The 16,281-nt window shown below is 45.8% G+C and carries 19 protein-coding genes and 5 tRNA genes; 4 read left to right on the forward strand and 20 right to left on the reverse strand.

Translation table 11 applies throughout. From position 1 onward, the window contains the following. Nucleotides 1-33 precede the first annotated feature (33 nt). From AACT21_RS14395 to mutY, 8 genes are all read right to left on the reverse strand, one after another. Nucleotides 34-109 (reverse strand) — tRNA-Phe (locus AACT21_RS14395). Nucleotides 110-495: 386 nt separating this feature from the next. After that, nucleotides 496-571: transfer RNA gene (locus AACT21_RS14400), tRNA-Asn, on the reverse strand. Nucleotides 572-607: 36 nt separating this feature from the next. Beyond that, nucleotides 608-683, reverse strand: a tRNA-Phe gene (locus AACT21_RS14405). A 6-nt stretch (nucleotides 684-689) separates the two neighbouring features. Further along, nucleotides 690-765: transfer RNA gene (locus AACT21_RS14410), tRNA-Thr, on the reverse strand. A gap of 55 nt (nucleotides 766-820) precedes the next feature. Further along, nucleotides 821-896 (reverse strand) — tRNA-Phe (locus AACT21_RS14415). A gap of 106 nt (nucleotides 897-1,002) precedes the next feature. Further along, entirely contained in the window at nucleotides 1,003-2,133 is a 1,131-nt protein-coding gene (gene mltC, locus AACT21_RS14420) for a membrane-bound lytic murein transglycosylase MltC (RefSeq protein ID WP_013857830.1), read from the reverse strand. Nucleotides 2,134-2,211: 78 nt separating this feature from the next. Continuing rightward, nucleotides 2,212-2,484, reverse strand: coding sequence for an oxidative damage protection protein (locus tag AACT21_RS14425; protein WP_010320634.1), 273 nt, complete (start codon nucleotides 2,482-2,484; stop codon nucleotides 2,212-2,214). Between the two features lie 21 nt (nucleotides 2,485-2,505). Continuing rightward, nucleotides 2,506-3,561 (reverse strand): A/G-specific adenine glycosylase, encoded by a 1,056-nt coding sequence (mutY, locus tag AACT21_RS14430; protein WP_013857828.1) that lies wholly within the window; start codon nucleotides 3,559-3,561, stop codon nucleotides 2,506-2,508. A gap of 175 nt (nucleotides 3,562-3,736) precedes the next feature. Between mutY and trmB the strand changes: the two genes are divergently transcribed. Then, complete coding sequence (trmB, locus tag AACT21_RS14435) at nucleotides 3,737-4,456, forward strand: tRNA (guanosine(46)-N7)-methyltransferase TrmB (RefSeq protein WP_026027213.1); 720 nt, start codon at nucleotides 3,737-3,739, stop codon at nucleotides 4,454-4,456. A 143-nt stretch (nucleotides 4,457-4,599) separates the two neighbouring features. Next, nucleotides 4,600-5,520 carry a glutaminase B gene (gene glsB / locus AACT21_RS14440; protein WP_026028230.1) on the forward strand — a complete coding sequence of 307 codons (921 nt, stop codon included), beginning with the start codon at nucleotides 4,600-4,602 and terminating at the stop codon, nucleotides 5,518-5,520. Between the two features lie 81 nt (nucleotides 5,521-5,601). Here glsB and hemW read toward each other — a convergent pair whose 3' ends face one another. From hemW to AACT21_RS14475, 7 genes are all read right to left on the reverse strand, one after another. After that, entirely contained in the window at nucleotides 5,602-6,759 is a 1,158-nt protein-coding gene (hemW, locus tag AACT21_RS14445; RefSeq protein ID WP_094164640.1) for a radical SAM family heme chaperone HemW, read from the reverse strand. Beyond that, a complete protein-coding gene (locus AACT21_RS14450; protein WP_017042394.1) occupies nucleotides 6,759-7,358 on the reverse strand; it encodes an XTP/dITP diphosphatase in 600 nt (199 codons plus the stop codon). Before AACT21_RS14450 ends, hemW begins: the two co-directional genes overlap by 1 nt. Nucleotides 7,359-7,370: 12 nt before the next feature. Continuing rightward, a complete protein-coding gene (locus AACT21_RS14455) occupies nucleotides 7,371-7,802 on the reverse strand; it encodes a DUF4426 domain-containing protein (protein ID WP_013857823.1) in 432 nt (143 codons plus the stop codon). Between the two features lie 42 nt (nucleotides 7,803-7,844). Continuing rightward, on the reverse strand, nucleotides 7,845-8,135 hold the full coding sequence (gene yggU, locus AACT21_RS14460) for a DUF167 family protein YggU (protein WP_026028229.1): 291 nt from the start codon (nucleotides 8,133-8,135) through the stop codon (nucleotides 7,845-7,847). Further along, on the reverse strand, nucleotides 8,135-8,692 hold the full coding sequence (locus AACT21_RS14465) for a YggT family protein (protein ID WP_010320643.1): 558 nt from the start codon (nucleotides 8,690-8,692) through the stop codon (nucleotides 8,135-8,137). The genes yggU and AACT21_RS14465 overlap by 1 nt, the downstream gene beginning before the upstream one ends. A gap of 70 nt (nucleotides 8,693-8,762) precedes the next feature. Further along, nucleotides 8,763-9,581, reverse strand: coding sequence for a pyrroline-5-carboxylate reductase (gene proC, locus AACT21_RS14470; RefSeq protein ID WP_026028958.1), 819 nt, complete (start codon nucleotides 9,579-9,581; stop codon nucleotides 8,763-8,765). A gap of 61 nt (nucleotides 9,582-9,642) precedes the next feature. Then, entirely contained in the window at nucleotides 9,643-10,344 is a 702-nt protein-coding gene (locus tag AACT21_RS14475) for a YggS family pyridoxal phosphate-dependent enzyme (RefSeq protein ID WP_064624330.1), read from the reverse strand. 25 nt (nucleotides 10,345-10,369) lie between these two features. Here AACT21_RS14475 and AACT21_RS14480 point away from each other — a divergent pair, with 25 nt between their 5' ends. Continuing rightward, a complete protein-coding gene (locus tag AACT21_RS14480; RefSeq protein ID WP_013857819.1) occupies nucleotides 10,370-11,407 on the forward strand; it encodes a type IV pilus twitching motility protein PilT in 1,038 nt (345 codons plus the stop codon). 10 nt (nucleotides 11,408-11,417) lie between these two features. Next, entirely contained in the window at nucleotides 11,418-12,524 is a 1,107-nt protein-coding gene (locus tag AACT21_RS14485) for a PilT/PilU family type 4a pilus ATPase (RefSeq protein WP_017048293.1), read from the forward strand. Between the two features lie 83 nt (nucleotides 12,525-12,607). On the opposite strand, the gene ruvX is transcribed toward AACT21_RS14485, so the two are convergent. The 5 genes from ruvX to endA form a co-directional block, all read right to left on the reverse strand. Further along, on the reverse strand, nucleotides 12,608-13,036 hold the full coding sequence (ruvX, locus tag AACT21_RS14490) for a Holliday junction resolvase RuvX (RefSeq protein WP_017045508.1): 429 nt from the start codon (nucleotides 13,034-13,036) through the stop codon (nucleotides 12,608-12,610). A gap of 82 nt (nucleotides 13,037-13,118) precedes the next feature. Then, complete coding sequence (locus tag AACT21_RS14495) at nucleotides 13,119-13,682, reverse strand: YqgE/AlgH family protein (protein ID WP_013857816.1); 564 nt, start codon at nucleotides 13,680-13,682, stop codon at nucleotides 13,119-13,121. Between the two features lie 46 nt (nucleotides 13,683-13,728). Continuing rightward, nucleotides 13,729-14,682 (reverse strand): glutathione synthase, encoded by a 954-nt coding sequence (gene gshB / locus AACT21_RS14500; RefSeq protein ID WP_040122940.1) that lies wholly within the window; start codon nucleotides 14,680-14,682, stop codon nucleotides 13,729-13,731. Nucleotides 14,683-14,695: 13 nt separating this feature from the next. Continuing rightward, entirely contained in the window at nucleotides 14,696-15,427 is a 732-nt protein-coding gene (rsmE, locus tag AACT21_RS14505; protein WP_013857814.1) for a 16S rRNA (uracil(1498)-N(3))-methyltransferase, read from the reverse strand. 108 nt (nucleotides 15,428-15,535) lie between these two features. Then, nucleotides 15,536-16,243 carry a deoxyribonuclease I gene (endA, locus tag AACT21_RS14510; RefSeq protein ID WP_013857813.1) on the reverse strand — a complete coding sequence of 236 codons (708 nt, stop codon included), beginning with the start codon at nucleotides 16,241-16,243 and terminating at the stop codon, nucleotides 15,536-15,538. Between the last annotated feature and the right edge of the window lie 38 nt (nucleotides 16,244-16,281).

The raw sequence follows: 16,281 nt of genomic DNA on the forward strand, positions 1-16,281 counted from the left end.
TGTCTGTGCTAGGCACCAACAATTTAGAAACTGTGGTGCCCGGAGGCGGAATCGAACCACCGACACGAGGATTTTCAATCCTCTGCTCTACCGACTGAGCTATCCGGGCGACGGGGTGTATTAAAAGGTTTTTCGCATTTAACGTCAACAGTAAAATGCAAAAAAAATGTCGTTTGTTGTTTTTCTATACTTAGTGACTCGTTTTTGCCCATTTTCGTTAAAAATTAGTGTCAGATTAGATAGGGAAAGAGGAGTTGAAAAGAAAATAGGAGCTTTGAATGGAGCAAATAGCGAATAAAAGCGCGTTGAAAAACACACGTTTATCCGCTTGGTTACACTAAAGGAGCAAACTCACCAGACTGGTTTTAGTTTTTGACGGAAAATGGACTGACCCATAATTCAATCGTTGTAGAGGTAATCGCTGTAGAGGTAGAGGGAATTGGATAAATATGACAGGTAATAAAAAAGCCAAGTCGTTAGACTTGGCTTTAAAAGTGGCTCCCCCTGCAAGACTTGAACTTGCGACATACGGATTAACAGTCCGCCGTTCTACCGACTGAACTAAGGGGGAATTATCTGTGTAAGTCTAAGACTTCGCACCAAATAATGGTGCCTCGAGGCGGAATCGAACCACCGACACGAGGATTTTCAATCCTCTGCTCTACCGACTGAGCTATCGAGGCAATAAATGGTGCCGACTACCGGAATCGAACTGGTGACCTACTGATTACAAGTCAGTTGCTCTACCTACTGAGCTAAGTCGGCGCACTTTATTTATTGCTTGCTGCTACTTTAACAAAAGCACCAACAATTTAATTTGTGGTGCCCGGAGGCGGAATCGAACCACCGACACGAGGATTTTCAATCCTCTGCTCTACCGACTGAGCTATCCGGGCAACGGAGCGCTATTAAACGGATTTTCCCTTCAATCGTCAACTGCTTTTTGGAAATTTTTTGAAAAAACGGTTTGTTTGCTGCGAATTTAGACAAAGCTGCGCTTTTTTATCCACCTGCGTTAAATTCCTTTTTGAATTTTGTTACTTTTTCTAAGTACCTTCTCGATTCAGCATTAGGGTGTTTTTGGGTCAGCGCCCAATAGACTTGATTGGGTTGCAGTGAATTTAAGTCCCTCATCGCTCGTTTTCTATCTTTGCTAAAGGTATTCAGTACTCCTCCTGTGCCGCCGTTGTAGGCCGAAATCATACTGTATTCGAGTGACGTTGGATGGCTGACCTCTTTGAGGTAGCGGTTTTTCAGAATATAAAAATAGGCCGTTCCCGTATCAATATTTTTTTCGGGATCAAACAGATATTCAGGACTGGGCTCACCAGATTTATTTTTGACCAGTTTAAAAACATCTCGACCTGCGGTTTTAGGAACCACTTGCATCAAGCCATACGCATTGGCCCAACTGACGGCGTAGGGGTTAAAGCTACTTTCAGTTTTTATGATCGCGTAGATGAGATCTTCGGGAATGTTATATTTTTTCGAGGCTCGGTGCACGATGTCGGCGTATTTATAACCTCGTTTAGAGGCATGATCCGCTACCATAGGAATTTCCACATAGTAGGCTTTTTTGAAATCAACGTTCTTAACTTTTAATTTATTTTCAATAAGATAATCAGCAAATCGATTCGCGCGCCAACCCCACTGGATCGGTTGTTTATCTTGATCAAGCACTTGGTTGTACAAAAATGGCTGACCATTCAATTCGATATTTTGTGAAGAGAAAAGGTCAACGTGTGCGGGATCATCAGGCGTGAGCAAGGTGGTAATAATGGCATTGCGCAGATGTTTTTTGGGGTCAGTTGGGGAAACTGTTTCGATAATAATGGTTCCCGTGGAGAAATTGACTTCGGAACGACTCAGGTAATTATCGATGTATTTTACATAGTTGCTTTTACCGGCGACTTTGATCTCTTTACTGCCCCAGCGTTTCTCAATGTTGCCAGAAAAACTGCTGATCAGTGCATCTAAGGCGGCGGTATCTTTGACAAATTGCCCGGGTAATTGCGCTAAGTTTTTGGCAAAACGGTTGGTCGGCTCATAGTCGACGCTGTATATGCGTTCAACTAATTCTCGGCTACAACCGGCCAGTAGCATTGCAATAAAAAAGTAAGTCAGCTTTCTCATTATCTTCCCAATACAAAAATGACATCAGAGCGTTTACCATGATGTCATTGATTATCCTCGAAATAAATAAGGTATCTCTTATTTGCTTGGTGGCGTGTAGCCTTCGATATGGACCTCTTTTCCTTCAAATAGGAAGTTGGTCATTTCGGTTTCCAGCAATTTACGATGTTCAGGGTCCATCATATTGAGTTTTTTCTCGTTGATCAGCATGGTTTGCTTATGCTGCCATTGTGCCCAAGCCTCTTTTGAGATGTTGTCAAAAATACGTTTACCCAATTCACCTGGGTACAGTTGAAAATCCAAACCGTCGGCTTCTTTATTTAGTCGAGCACAAAATACAGTGCGGCTCATGGTCACTTCCTCTTCGGTGTTTTAAGGGTTAATTTCAAATGGAAGGCTTTCTAGCAACTGTTTTACAGGAGCGGCTAAGCCGATTTGTTCCGGTTGGGCTAAGTTATACCAAAGACCTTTGCTTGCTTCCATGATGATGTTCGGTTGTTGAGATAACTCCACCAAGATCGGTGTGATCTCTAAATGATAATGGCTAAACGTGTGGCGAAAAGCGATGAGTGGGCGAATAGAGCGGATAGCGCTCTCTTTGATGGCTCTGTGATCAAGTTGATCTTCGATGGCACTATTGGGGTTTTCAGGGAAGCAAAATAATCCACCCCAAATTCCACTTTGAGGGCGTTGTTCTAACCATACTTGATGGTTATGGTGCAGCATCACAAACCAAGTTTGTTTGGTTGGTTTGTCTGTTTTTGGTTTTTTACCCGGATAATCGAGTGGGTTATTTTGTTTATTGGCAATGCAAAAAGATTCAACTGGGCAGAGCGTACATTTCGGTTTGCTGCGTGTGCAGACCATCGCCCCCATATCCATCATTGCTTGGTTATATTTATCAACATCTTGCGCTGGCGTATTTTGTTCGGCATGTTGCCACAATTGAGTTTCAACTTTTTTTTGCCCCGGCCAGCCTTCGACAGCAAAACAGCGGGCTAAAGTACGCTTTACGTTACCATCTAAAATGGCGTGCGGCTGCTTATAAACCGAAGAAAGCACCGCCGCAGCGGTTGATCGGCCAATACCCGGTAGAGCATTCATCTGTTCGATATCAAGGGGAAACTCACCGCCATATTCGCTGGCCACTATTTTGGCTGCTTTGTGTAGATTGCGCGCACGTGCGTAATAACCAAGGCCGGTCCATAGGTGCAGTACCTCGTCTTGTTCTGCATTGGCCAAATCAATCACGGTTGGAAAACGTTGCATGAAGCGTTCGAAATAAGGGATTACCGTTGCGACTTGAGTTTGTTGGAGCATAATTTCCGACAGCCAAACGCTGTAGGCCGTTTTGTTTTGTTGCCACGGCAAATGTTTGCGCCCATAGGCGTCATACCATTTTAAAATGGCGTTAGCGAAAGGTGTCACGACAGGCTCTTTGGTTTATAGTTTTAGTGGAGCAAAATTGCACCACATAAATGTGACGTTGTAAAACGGACAAATTGTGTGGATTTATCCAACAAGTTTATTTCGATAACACTTGCACCGAGAATAATTCTTTGGATAATCCCCGCTTTGATTAATCAATGTGCAGGCAAGATCAATGAGTGAAGTAACCACCAACGAATATACCGAAGAAGGCAAAATACTGCGTCGAATCCGTAGTTTCGTTCGTCGTGAGGGTCGATTAACCAAAGGCCAAGAAGCGGCAATGAATGAATGTTGGCCAACAATGGGTATTGATTTCCAGCCACAATTGCTCGATTGGGCTGCGGTTTTTGGTAACGATAACCCGGTGGTTTTAGAAATCGGTTTTGGTATGGGCGCTTCATTAGTTGAAATGGCTAAAAATGCACCGCAAAAAAACTTCTTTGGTATTGAAGTGCATAGCCCAGGTGTTGGCGCCTGTTTGTCAGCCGCTCGTGATGCTGGCGTGACTAATTTACGCGTGATGTGCCATGATGCAGTGGAAGTATTTGAACACATGATCCCTGATGGTAGCCTGCATACACTGCAACTATTCTTCCCTGATCCTTGGCACAAAAAACGTCACCATAAGCGCCGTATTGTGCAGTTAGAATTTGCGGAAATGGTGCGTCAAAAACTAAAAATGGAAGAGGGCATCTTTCATATGGCGACCGATTGGGAAAACTACGCTGAGCATATGATTGAAGTGATGAATCAAGCGCCGGGCTTTGCCAATATTGCCGCAGAAGGTGACTATATTCCTCGTCCAGAAGAGCGTCCTTTGACTAAATTTGAAGCGCGTGGTCACCGTTTAGGTCATGGTGTGTGGGATATAAAATATAAACGCACCGCGTAACGACTCACTTTTGTTGCTGCAACAAAATTAGCGATTAAAGAAAAGCCAACATTGTTGTAATGTTGGCTTTTTCGGCCTTAGCGCCCTACGAAAATCATTATAAAAATAGAGAAAAACATTTCTCACCCGAGGTAAAGTCACCCATGAAGCTAACACCCAATCTACTTGCTGATATTTTGTGTGAGGTTCGCCCACTGATCGGCAAAGGAAAAGTCGCCGATTACATTCCTGCTTTAGCTAAAGTACCGAATAACAAGCTGGCGATCGCGGTTTACACCAATCAAGGTGAAGTGATTTCGGCTGGAGATGCCACGGAAGGATTCTCAATTCAATCCATCTCTAAAGCTTTGAGCTTAACGCTTGCTATGATGCTTTATAAACCAGAAGAGCTATGGCTTCGTGTCGGAAAAGAGCCTTCAGGCCAAGCGTTTAATTCGATGATCCAGCTTGAAATGGAGCAGGGTATTCCGCGTAACCCTTTTATCAATGCTGGAGCTATTGTGGTGGCGGATATGCTGCATAGCCGTTTATCAGCCCCTCGGCAGCGCTTACTGGAGTTTGTACGTCAGTTGTCCGGTGAAGAGGGCATCGTATACGACAAAGTGGTAGCGGCTTCAGAAATGATGCACAGCGATCGCAATGCCGCCATCGCCTATTTGATGCGATCGTTTGGTAATTTCGATAATGATGTTATCCCGGTACTGCACAACTATTTTCACGCTTGTTCACTTAAAATGAGCTGTGTTCAATTAGCGAAAACCTTCAGTTATCTGGCGAATAAAGGGGTGTCCGTGCATACCAAGGAAGCGATAGTAACGCCGACACAAAGTAAGCAGATCAATGCCTTATTGGCGACTTGCGGTTTATATGATGGCGCAGGAGAGTTCGCTTATCGTGTTGGCATGCCGGGTAAATCGGGCGTAGGTGGCGGTATTATTGCTGTTGTTCCTGGGGAGATGACGATTGCGGTTTGGTCGCCAGAGCTTGATGCGTCAGGTAATTCTTTAGCGGGCACTAAGATGTTAGAACTCTTGGCTGAGCGTATTGGTCGCTCTATCTTTTAAGTTCAATATTTTCAGACAGCCCGTGTTTTTGGCAAAATATTGGCTACCGATTAGGTTAGCCAATATCTTGGGTTTATCTTTTTAGTCGTCAGCCATAAAGGCTTCGAGCAAGTCATTAAGAAACAGTTTTCCTTTTTCTGTGATTTGCCAGTGACTTTCGGTTTGCGTTAAATAGTGTTCGGCTAGTGCCCAATCTATCGTTGGCTGAATCACGCTTAAACTTAATCCAGTTGTTTCAACAAAGTCTTGTTTCGGACAAGGTTCCATCAAGCGAAAGCGGTTCATGAAGAATTCAAAAGGGCGATCCGCAGCGGCGACTTCAAATTCGTCATCCAAGTAAGGTTTGAGTAAATTGAGATAGCCACGCGGATGCTTCACCTTAGTGGTGCGTACAATACGCCCGTCGTTAAAGCTGAGCTTGCCATGCGCGCCACAACCAATCCCCAGATAATCACCAAAGCGCCAGTAATTTAAGTTGTGTTGGCATTGATAGCCGGGTTTGCTATAGCCAGAAATTTCATACTGCACGTACCCAGCGGCGGCCAATTTTTGGTGACCCAACTCGAAAATATCCCACAGTGCGTCATCATCTGGCAAAGTAGGCGGTTTAAAGTAGAAAACCGTATTAGGTTCAATGGTCAGTTGATACCAAGAAAGATGAGGCGGGTTTAGTGCAATCGCTTTGTCTAAATCGGCCAGCGCTTGTTCACAGTTTTGATCGGGTAAGCCATGCATCAAATCTAAGTTGAAGCTGTTTAAGCCAATTTGATGAGCTAATTGAGCGGCATTAACCGCTTCTTGCTGACCATGAATTCGCCCTAAACGTGCCAGTTTTTGTGGCTCAAAACTTTGTACACCAATCGAGATGCGCGTCACCCCTGCTTGTCGATATCCAACAAAACGGTCAGCTTCTACCGTGCCCGGGTTAGCTTCCATGGTGATTTCAATCTCAGGCTTAAACGCAATACGCGCTTCAATGCCTTGCAGCAGGCGAGCAATACCTTCAGCAGAAAAAAGACTCGGTGTACCACCGCCAATAAAAATGGAATGCAATGGGCGAGGATGGTCTGCAAGGCGGTATTTGGCGATATCGGTATCGAGATCCTCCAATAGCGCATCAATGTATTCACGTTCAGGAATATCGTGCTTTAGCGCGTGAGAGTTAAAATCACAATAGGGGCATTTTTGTACACACCACGGGATGTGCACGTACAAACTCAGCGCGGGTGGTTGCAACATTATGAATTTTGCTCGCTTAAGGTTTTAAATAGCATTTTTAGCGCTTTGCCACGATGTGAAAGCTGCTTTTTACGTGCAGGTAGCAGTTCTGCTGAAGCGCAGTTATCTTCAGGGACAAAGAAGATCGGATCATAACCAAAACCGTTACTGCCGTGAGCTTGGTGCAAGATGCGACCTTGCCACGTACCATGGCAGACCAATGGTGTTGGGTCATTTTCGTGACGCATGAAAACCAGCACGCAATGAAAACGAGCGGTGCGTTGTTCGTCTGGTACACCTTCCATCGCCGCTAATAATTTTTCTAGGTTTTGTTGGTCACTGGCATTTTCACCAGCGTAGCGCGCCGAGTAAATTCCCGGAGCACCTTGCAGATAATCCACTTCTAAGCCGGAGTCATCGGCAATCGCAGGTAAGCCAGTGATTTTGGCAGCATGTCGTGCTTTGATGATCGCATTTTCAATAAAGGTGGTGCCAGTCTCTTCGGCTTCTGGGACGTTTAATTCTGTTTGCGCCACCACATCAAAACCGAAATCAACCAGCAGATCAGCCATTTCGCGCACTTTGCCTTGGTTTCCTGTGGCTAATACTATTTTTTTCATTGCACTATTTCTCTATTCTTCGACGTAGAATTTTTGGGTGAATTTAAGCTTACCGGTGCCTTTTAAGCCCGCATCAACCTCAATGTCAAAACTCAAATTCTCTTCATTGGTAATGGGGAATTCAGCGAGGTAATAAATCGCGTTGCCCTCTTTGAATTGTTTAAATTCAAGTTCACGCACCTGACCGATTAGGTTTTTCGCATTGCCTTTGAGTGTCGCTTCCATAGCTGGTTTACCTAAGGCCGAGTTATCTAATACGCTGATGTTTAAAATAGCCGAGTAACCATTACGTTTTAATTGATAACTGCGCGCCACTTGTGGCGTTAAAAATGTTGAGTTGAAAGCTGAGTAGTGAACTTCAACATTCTTGATGGTTTGAAACTGCTCGGCGAGTGTGGGTAGCGAAATAAAGGCTATAACAAACGCTATCATCCATTTACGCATGTGGTGCTCCTTACAAAACAGAGTGGGCTAAATAAAAAGCCATCACAAGATGGCTTCAATCGGCTGTGGTATCACTTGAGGTGAATGAATTCGGACTTGTTTATGACGTCCCAATTCCCCTTTTTCTATCTCGATTAAACCTTTGGCGACTTTAAATTGTTTGGCCAAGAATTTGGTTAAATGCGCGTTGGCTTTGCCATCAACAGGCGGTGCGGTGATGGCAATTTTGAGCTCCTCACCATGCAAGCCGACGATACTATCGCGGCTTGCTTTGGGTTGGATGTAGAGCTTGAGGATTAGATCCTCTCCCTCTTGCCAAACAGCAGATGACATTACAACTGATACCATACTGGGCCAATAAAATCGCCCATTAGGAAGTTCGCAAACTGCAGCACAATAAACAGCACCAATACACTTAAATCAAAACCACCCATCGCTGGTAGGATACGGCGGATCGGCGCAAGCATCGGCTCGGTTAATTGATGAAATACATATTCAATCGGGCTGCGGCCTTGGCTAACCCAACTGAGAATGGCGCGGATCAACAGCACCCAGAACAGTAAACCGCCAGCGGCTTTGACTAACGAGAGTAAGCCTAAGAATAAAAAGTAGACGCTAAAACTAACTGCACCACCTGATGCCACCAGCATTAAGGCAATAAATTTCAATACGCACAGCACGTACGCAAAGAGAACCGTGGCCAAATCTAGGCTACCAATGGATGGAATCGCTCGGCGCAGTGGGCCAACCACAGGTTGTGTTGCTTTGACGATAAACTGGGAGAATGGGTTATAGAAATCGGCACGCGCTGCTTGTAACCAGATACGTAAAATTACGACCATGATGTACAGATCAAACAGGGTGGAGATCAAAAAACTCATTGAATTCATAGCTAGCCCTTAATATGAGTAGAGTGTCGTTTGCGCTTTTGCGCTATAGCTTAGTGAAACGCCACTAGGATTAAAACAGTTTTTCCATTTCTTGTGCACGAGTTACGGCCGCTTGCATCGCTTGTGCAACGATATTGGCAAGTTGATGCTCGTTAAAGGTGCGAATCGCCTCGGCGGTGGTGCCGCCTTTGGAGGTCACTTGTTCACGCAATGTCGAGAGTTCAATCTCAGGGTTTGCCACCACCATTTCGGCTGCGCCTAACGCCGCTTGTTGTACTAACAAACGGGCCGTTTCTTTATCAAAGCCTTGAGCGATGGCTTCATTTTGCATCGCTTCCATAAACAAAAAGAAGTAGGCAGGCGCACTGCCTGCGGCGGCGATGATGCCATTAATGGCGGACTCGTTTTCAACCCAGCACACTTCACCAACGGCTTGTAGCAATTGTGCGGTAAAGCGTTTGTCTTGCTCTGATACGCTTGGAGCGGCAAATAGACCGCTCATGCCTCGATTGATCAGCGAAGGTGTATTGGGCATGGCGCGTACTAGTTGTAGTTCGGTTGCCAGCATCTCATTAAGGCGCGCCGCAGAAACACCTGCTGCAATGGAGATCACCAACTTATTTCTAAAATCAATGGATTGCAAAGGTTGACAGACACTGGCCATCAACTGCGGTTTGACCGCCAGTACCACCACATCGGCTTGCTGCGCTGCGGCAAGATTATCGCTGGTGGTGTGAATGCCATAAGCACTTTCCAGTGGTTTGCGTCTTGTTTCTGACGGTGCGGTCGCGGTAATTCGATCAGCTGGATAACCGCTGGCGACTAAGCCTGCAATAATTGCTTTGGCCATATTGCCTGCACCGATAAATGTGATGTTTCTCTGCTGCATCTGCTGACCTCTAATTGCTTGTCGCTGATTGATTATTATGTGGTTGATAGTTAAGCCAGTGCTAAGCGTAATCACGCGCACCAAAAATAGCGGTGCCGATCCTCACCATAGTGCTACCAGCTTCAATCGCCGCTTGCATGTCACCACTCATGCCCATTGAGAGCGTATCTAACCCTGAAAAACGTTCAGACAATTGCGCTTGTAAGCTCGCCAGTTTTTGAAATGCGGCAAGTTGCGCAGCGTAATCGGGGACATTCTCAGGAATAGACATCAGTCCTCTTAACGTGAGGTTGGGTAGCGCGGATATCAACTCTGCCAACTCAACTATTTCGTGTTCACTAATGCCCGATTTCGAGCTTTCGCCGCTGGTGTTGACTTGAATCAAGACCTGTAGTGGTGGCATGCCCGCTGGGCGTTGATCATTTAAACGCTGGGCAATTTTACTTCGATCCACCGTATGCACCCAAGCAAAGTTCTCGGCCACAATGCGCGATTTATTGGACTGAATTGGGCCGATAAAGTGCCATTCTAAATCCAGTTCGGGGTGCAAGGTATTGAAGTATTGAACTTTATCCGCGCCCTCTTGCACATAGTTTTCACCAAATAAACGTTGCCCAGCGCGCGCTGCTTCTAGAATCGCCTCGACAGGTTTGGTCTTACTGACCGCTAAAAGTTGCACTCTCTCTCGAGCGCGTCCACACTTTTGTTGTGCACTTTCAATTTGTGAAGTGATCTGTTCAATGTTTTGTTGAATACTACTCATAGCCTGACTTTACTAAGGAAATTAAATGGATATCGCTGAGCTACTGGATTTTAGTGTAAAGCACAACGCTTCGGATCTACACCTATCTGCAGGTGTTCCACCTATGGTACGGATAGATGGTGAAGTAAGAAAGCTCGGAGTGCCTGCTTTTACTCATGCTGACGTGCATCGTTTGATTTTTGAGATCATGAACGATGCTCAGCGTAGTGAATTTGAAGAGAAACTGGAAGTGGATTTCTCATTTGAGCTGCCTAATGTAGGGCGTTTTCGTGTCAATGCTTTCCATCAATCTCGTGGCTGCTCTGCGGTTTTCCGGACGATTCCTACGGTGATCCCAACCTTGGAAGAACTACAAGCACCTGACATTTTTAATAAAATCGCCAATTATGAGAAAGGATTGGTGCTGGTGACTGGGCCAACAGGGTCGGGTAAGTCGACCACATTGGCAGCAATGGTTGATTACATTAATTCTCATCACAACAAACACATTTTAACCATTGAAGACCCAATTGAGTTTGTGCATAGCAACAATAAATGTTTGGTTAACCAACGTGAAGTGCACCGAGATACCCACAGTTTTAAAGCCGCGCTACGCTCGGCGCTGCGCGAAGATCCGGATGTAATCTTGGTCGGTGAGCTGCGCGATCAAGAAACCATCAGCTTAGCGTTAACCGCGGCTGAAACCGGGCATTTAGTGTTTGGCACGTTACATACCAGCTCTGCGGCGAAAACCATCGACCGGATCATTGATGTGTTTCCCGGTAGTGATAAAGAGATGGTTCGTTCAATGCTCTCTGAATCATTGCGAGCCGTGATTGCGCAAAAGCTGCTAAAACGTTTAGGCGGTGGCCGCGTCGCATGTCATGAAATTATGCTTGCTACTCCAGCGATTCGTAACTTGATCCGCGAGGATAAGGTTGCGCAGATGTACTCCATCATCCAAACGGGTGCGGCACATGGCATGCAAACCATGGAACAGAATTCCAAACAGTTGATTGCGCAAGGTATTGTCGATCAAGAAGAAGTACAGAAAAAACTGGAAGTCAATTCATCACCATTTTAAGAGAGAGCTCATGGAACTGAACCAATGTCTTGAGGGTATGTTGACTCAAAAAGCTTCCGACTTGTACCTCACCGTAGGAGCGCCAGTGTTATTTCGCGTCGATGGAGAGTTAAGAGCTCATGGCGAAAAGTTATCCCAAACGCAGGTGATGGCGTTGTTAGATGCCATGATGGATGAGGATCGCCGCCGTGAATTTCAACGCACACGTGAAGCCAATTTTGCAGTGGTGAGAGAGATTGGCCGTTTTCGTGTCAGTGCTTTTTTTCAGCGTGAGCTGCCCGGTGCGGTGATCCGCCGTATTGAAACTCATATCCCCACTTTTGAAGAATTAAAGTTACCGGGCGTGTTGCAAGATCTCTCGATTGCAAAGCGTGGGCTGGTGCTGGTGGTAGGCGCGACGGGGTCGGGCAAATCGACCACCATGGCGGCCATGACGGGCTATCGTAACTCGCACCGAACTGGGCATATTTTAACAGTGGAAGATCCGATTGAGTTTGTGCATGAGCATCAGCGTTGCATTGTGACCCAGCGAGAAGTGGGGTTGGATACCGAGAGTTACGAAGTGGCGCTGAAAAACTCGCTGCGCCAAGCCCCTGATATGATTTTAATTGGTGAGATCCGTTCACGTGAAACGATGGAATATGCGATGACCTTTGCCGAGACAGGTCATTTATGTATGGCAACGTTACATGCTAACAATGCCAACCAAGCGCTTGAGCGAATTTTGCATTTGGTTCCTAAAGAGCAAAAAGAGCAGTTTTTGTTTGATCTGTCGATGAACCTCAAAGGCGTCGTGGGGCAGCAGTTGATCCGCGATAAAAATGGCAAGGGACGACATGGTGTGTTTGAGATTTTACTCAACAGTCCTCGAATTTCCGATTTGATTCGCCGCGGTGATCTGCACGAATTGAAAGCGACGATGGGCAAATCAAAAGAAGTGGGGATGCAGACTTTTGACCAAGCACTGTATCAACTGGTCGTTGAGGACAAAATCAGTGAACAAGATGCACTGCACAGCGCTGACTCGGCTAACGATTTACGTTTAATGTTAAAAACAAAGCGTGGCGAAGGGATCAGCAGTGGCACATTGGATAACGTGCAGATTGATATGGAATAGTCGCAGTTTAAGATGAACAATCCCGAACTCGATTCGGGATTGTGCTGCGCCGCTGTATTAAAGTTAAGTTACGCGAGGTTAAGTTACGCGCCCCATTGCGCTTCAAACCAGCTCTCTAAGATCACTACAGCTGATTGGCAATCGACATTGCCTTTGCTCAGCGCCTTATAGCCGCCCATGGCAAATAAGTCGGCGCGGGCTTCCCGGGTTGAAAGCCGTTCGTCATGCATCTCGACGGCTAAGCCAAAGCGCCCGTGTAAACGCTGCGCAAATTTTTTGGCTCGTGGGGTAATGGTTTCTAATGCTTTGCCGTGCAAATCTGTTGGTAGCCCTACCACCAATAAATGGGGTTGCCACTCTTTGATCTGCTTTTCGATCTCTTCCCAATGTGGAATTCCGTCATTGGCTTTAAAGGCTTTAAGTGGCGATGCGGTGCCTGTAACTTCTTGGCCAATCGCGCTGCCGATGCTTTTGGTGCCAAAGTCAAAAGCCATAATGGTTCTGGATGTCATAATCAGTATCTTGAATGTTGCAACGAAGGCTCTAAAAAGGCGCGTTACCTAGTTAGAGCCGTAAAGGTTAGAGCCGTAAAAGTTAAGCATGCCCAGCTTGCGCTGAGAGTTGGATGGGATCAATGCCGAGTTTTTTAATCGCCTGATTCCACTTATCGTGAATGGGCGTATTAAAGATAACATCTGGATCGGCCTCAATGGTTAACCAAGAATTTTCAGCCAGCTCTAACTCAAGCTGACCCGGCTCCCAGCCTGAATAACCCAGAGCCACAAGATAGTGACTTGGTTCGGCATCCGTGCCCAGTACCGCTAAAATATCTTTCGATGTGGTGACGGCAATGTCATCGCTCATACGGATGCTGGATTCATAATGATCTTTCGGTCGATGTAGGATAAAACCGCGATCTTCAGAAACAGGACCGCCATTCAATACGGGCCTTTTTAGGCTATCAAGTTGAAGCTTCGGGTAGCTTGGCTCAACATCGACTTGGTTTAACATGCCGCCCACGGTGATATCAATCGGCACATTAATCATCAAGCCCATCGCCCCTTCTTCATTGTGCTCACAGATGTAAATAACACTGTGCTTGAAGTAAGGGTCTCTCATACTTGGCATGGCGACTAAAAAATGATTTGTAAGATTCATACTGCCTCCAACCTATCGCAAATTACTGGGCAAGAGTTTGCCCAGTTCAGCATGACTTGTTGATTCGACGCTCAATCGCGTCCATCAACTTACCGGTAATTGAGATATCAAAGGCGGCCTCTATTTCACGAATACACGTAGGGCTCGTCACGTTGATCTCAGTGAGCTTGTCGCCAATAACGTCAAGTCCGACAAAGATTAAGCCTTTTTCTTTCAATGTTGGAGCAATAGTTTGAGCAATTTTTTTATCGGTTTCGCTTAGCGGACGCGCTTCACCACGGCCACCAGCTGCCAAATTGCCACGGGTTTCACCTTGTGCCGGAATTCGCGCTAGGCAGTAAGGCATTGGTTCACCATCGACCACTAAAATACGTTTATCACCGTTGCTGATGTCAGGTACAAAAGTTTGCGCCATACAGTAGTTTTGGCCGTGGTTAGTTAATGTTTCGATAATGACAGATACGTTTGGATCACCCTCTTTAACGCGGAAGATAGATGCCCCGCCCATACCGTCTAACGGTTTTAAAATCACATCACCATGTTGCGCGCGGAAGGCTTTAATTTTTTCCGCTTTACGCGTCACTATGGTGGTTGGCGTTAGTTCAGGGAACCATGCCGTAAACAGTTTCTCATTGCAGTCACGTAAGCTTTGCGGCTTATTGACGATTAATGTTCCTGCTTCTTCTGCTCGTTCTAGAATGTAGGTTGCGTAGATATATTCAGTGTCAAACGGCGGATCTTTACGCATCAACACTGCATCGAGATCAGCCAGTGGAATAGTTTGCTCAGATAAAAACTCATACCAACCGTTCGGATCTTCTTTCAATGTCACCACTTTGGTATCGGCAAAAGCGACACCTTGATCTAAGTGTAGATCATTCATCTCCATATAGTGGATTTCATAACCACGACGCTGCGCTTCTAGCAACATGGCAAAGCTGGAATCTTTTTTGATGTTAATGGACGAGATAGGGTCCATGACGATACCAAGTTTAATCATTGTTTTTCTCCGGTTAGCCAAGATCGCCAAAGCGAACTTGAAGAGCAGTAATAGCCGTTAAGGCCGCAGTTTCAGTACGCAGTACGCGTGGGCCTAGCAAGGTTTCTTCAAAATGGTACTGTTCAGTCATGCTAATTTCTGATTCTGATAAGCCCCCTTCAGGGCCAATCAACAAACGGACTTTATTGATGGGTTGAGGCAGGGTATTAATCGAATACTTCGCACGTGGATGTAAGTTGAGCTTGAGCGCATCACTGGGTTCGGCACACCACTCTTCCAATTGCATAATTGGGCGGATCAGCGGCACTATATTGCGGCCGCACTGCTCACAAGCGCTGATTGCAATTTTTTGCCACTGTTCAAGTTTTTTCTCAAAACGTTTGGCATCTAATTTCACGCCGCAACGTTCAGAAATCAAAGGCGTGATGGTATTGACGCCAAGTTCGACCGATTTTTGAATGGTGAACTCCATTTTGTCTCCACGCGAGATCACCTGCCCAAGGTGTAAATTAAGAGGCGATTCACAGCTGCTTTCGACTCTTTTCAACACATTGACCAGCACATTTTTTTTGCTGACCTCGGTAATTTCCGCTGGGAATTCCGCGCCACTGCCATCAAAAAGCAGTACTTCTTGGCCTGCTTGCATGCGTAACACCCGGCCAATATGCCCAGCCGCATCATCATTGAGAGCAATAATGCTTGAGGGTTGAAGAGGAGTCGGATGATAAATTCTAGGGATACGCATGGATAGTTCCTACCTGACGTTTAATAGCCATTAACATGGATGCTTTACACTGAAAAAACAAGGGGCAAGGGCGAGTTTCAATCACGAAAATGGCCCACAAAAAGTACCTTATGAACGGCACTGTTGCTGCACAAATGGGTTGTGGTTGCCTTGAACTTTGGCAATTCGCTGATCGCGTTTGCATTCCCACTCATCGGCTGGGTATTGGCGATTCCAAGCTTGCATTAGTTGTGTTTGGGACTTGGATAACTGAAAGCCATAGTTTTGGCTCATGTACAAATAAGTACGAGCAATTGAGCCACGTGCTCTATCGGGTGGCATGACTTTACGTTGTTTAAAATCGACCTGCATTTCACAACGGCCATAGCTTTCACCCTCTACACCATTCCACTGACTGAAATTGTAGTTTGAACGATCGCCGTTGACTTCGCCAATCGCCGGCGTCAGGTTGTGGAGGTCAGCTTCCATCGAACGAAAAATAGTATCATTTTTGGTACAGTTTTTACGTCCACCTTGCTGCCAACACTGGCGCTGGTGGCCAAATTGCCAAGCAGGGACGACGTGTTCCCATTCAATACGGCTGGCGCGAGTTTGTTGTTTGCGAACTTGGTAACCACAAGCTTGTAAGTCGGGCGTGCCTTTCTTACCTTGCCATGCAATGTCACAACCGCAGTAAAAGCTCACTGGATGATCATGATAGATTTTCAATGCTTCTTTTTTAGCTTGAGAAAAGGAAGCGGGAGGCGCAGCTAGGGCACAAAACGAGAACAGAGCTAAGCTGCTATTCACAAGCAATAAGCGAAAATAGGACATCATTTAGACTGATATAAGTATAGTTTTTATTAGTCTAACAC

The sequence above is a fragment of the Vibrio sp. V08_P9A1T1 genome, assembly GCF_963874405.1.
Taxonomy (GTDB): domain Bacteria; phylum Pseudomonadota; class Gammaproteobacteria; order Enterobacterales; family Vibrionaceae; genus Vibrio; species Vibrio anguillarum.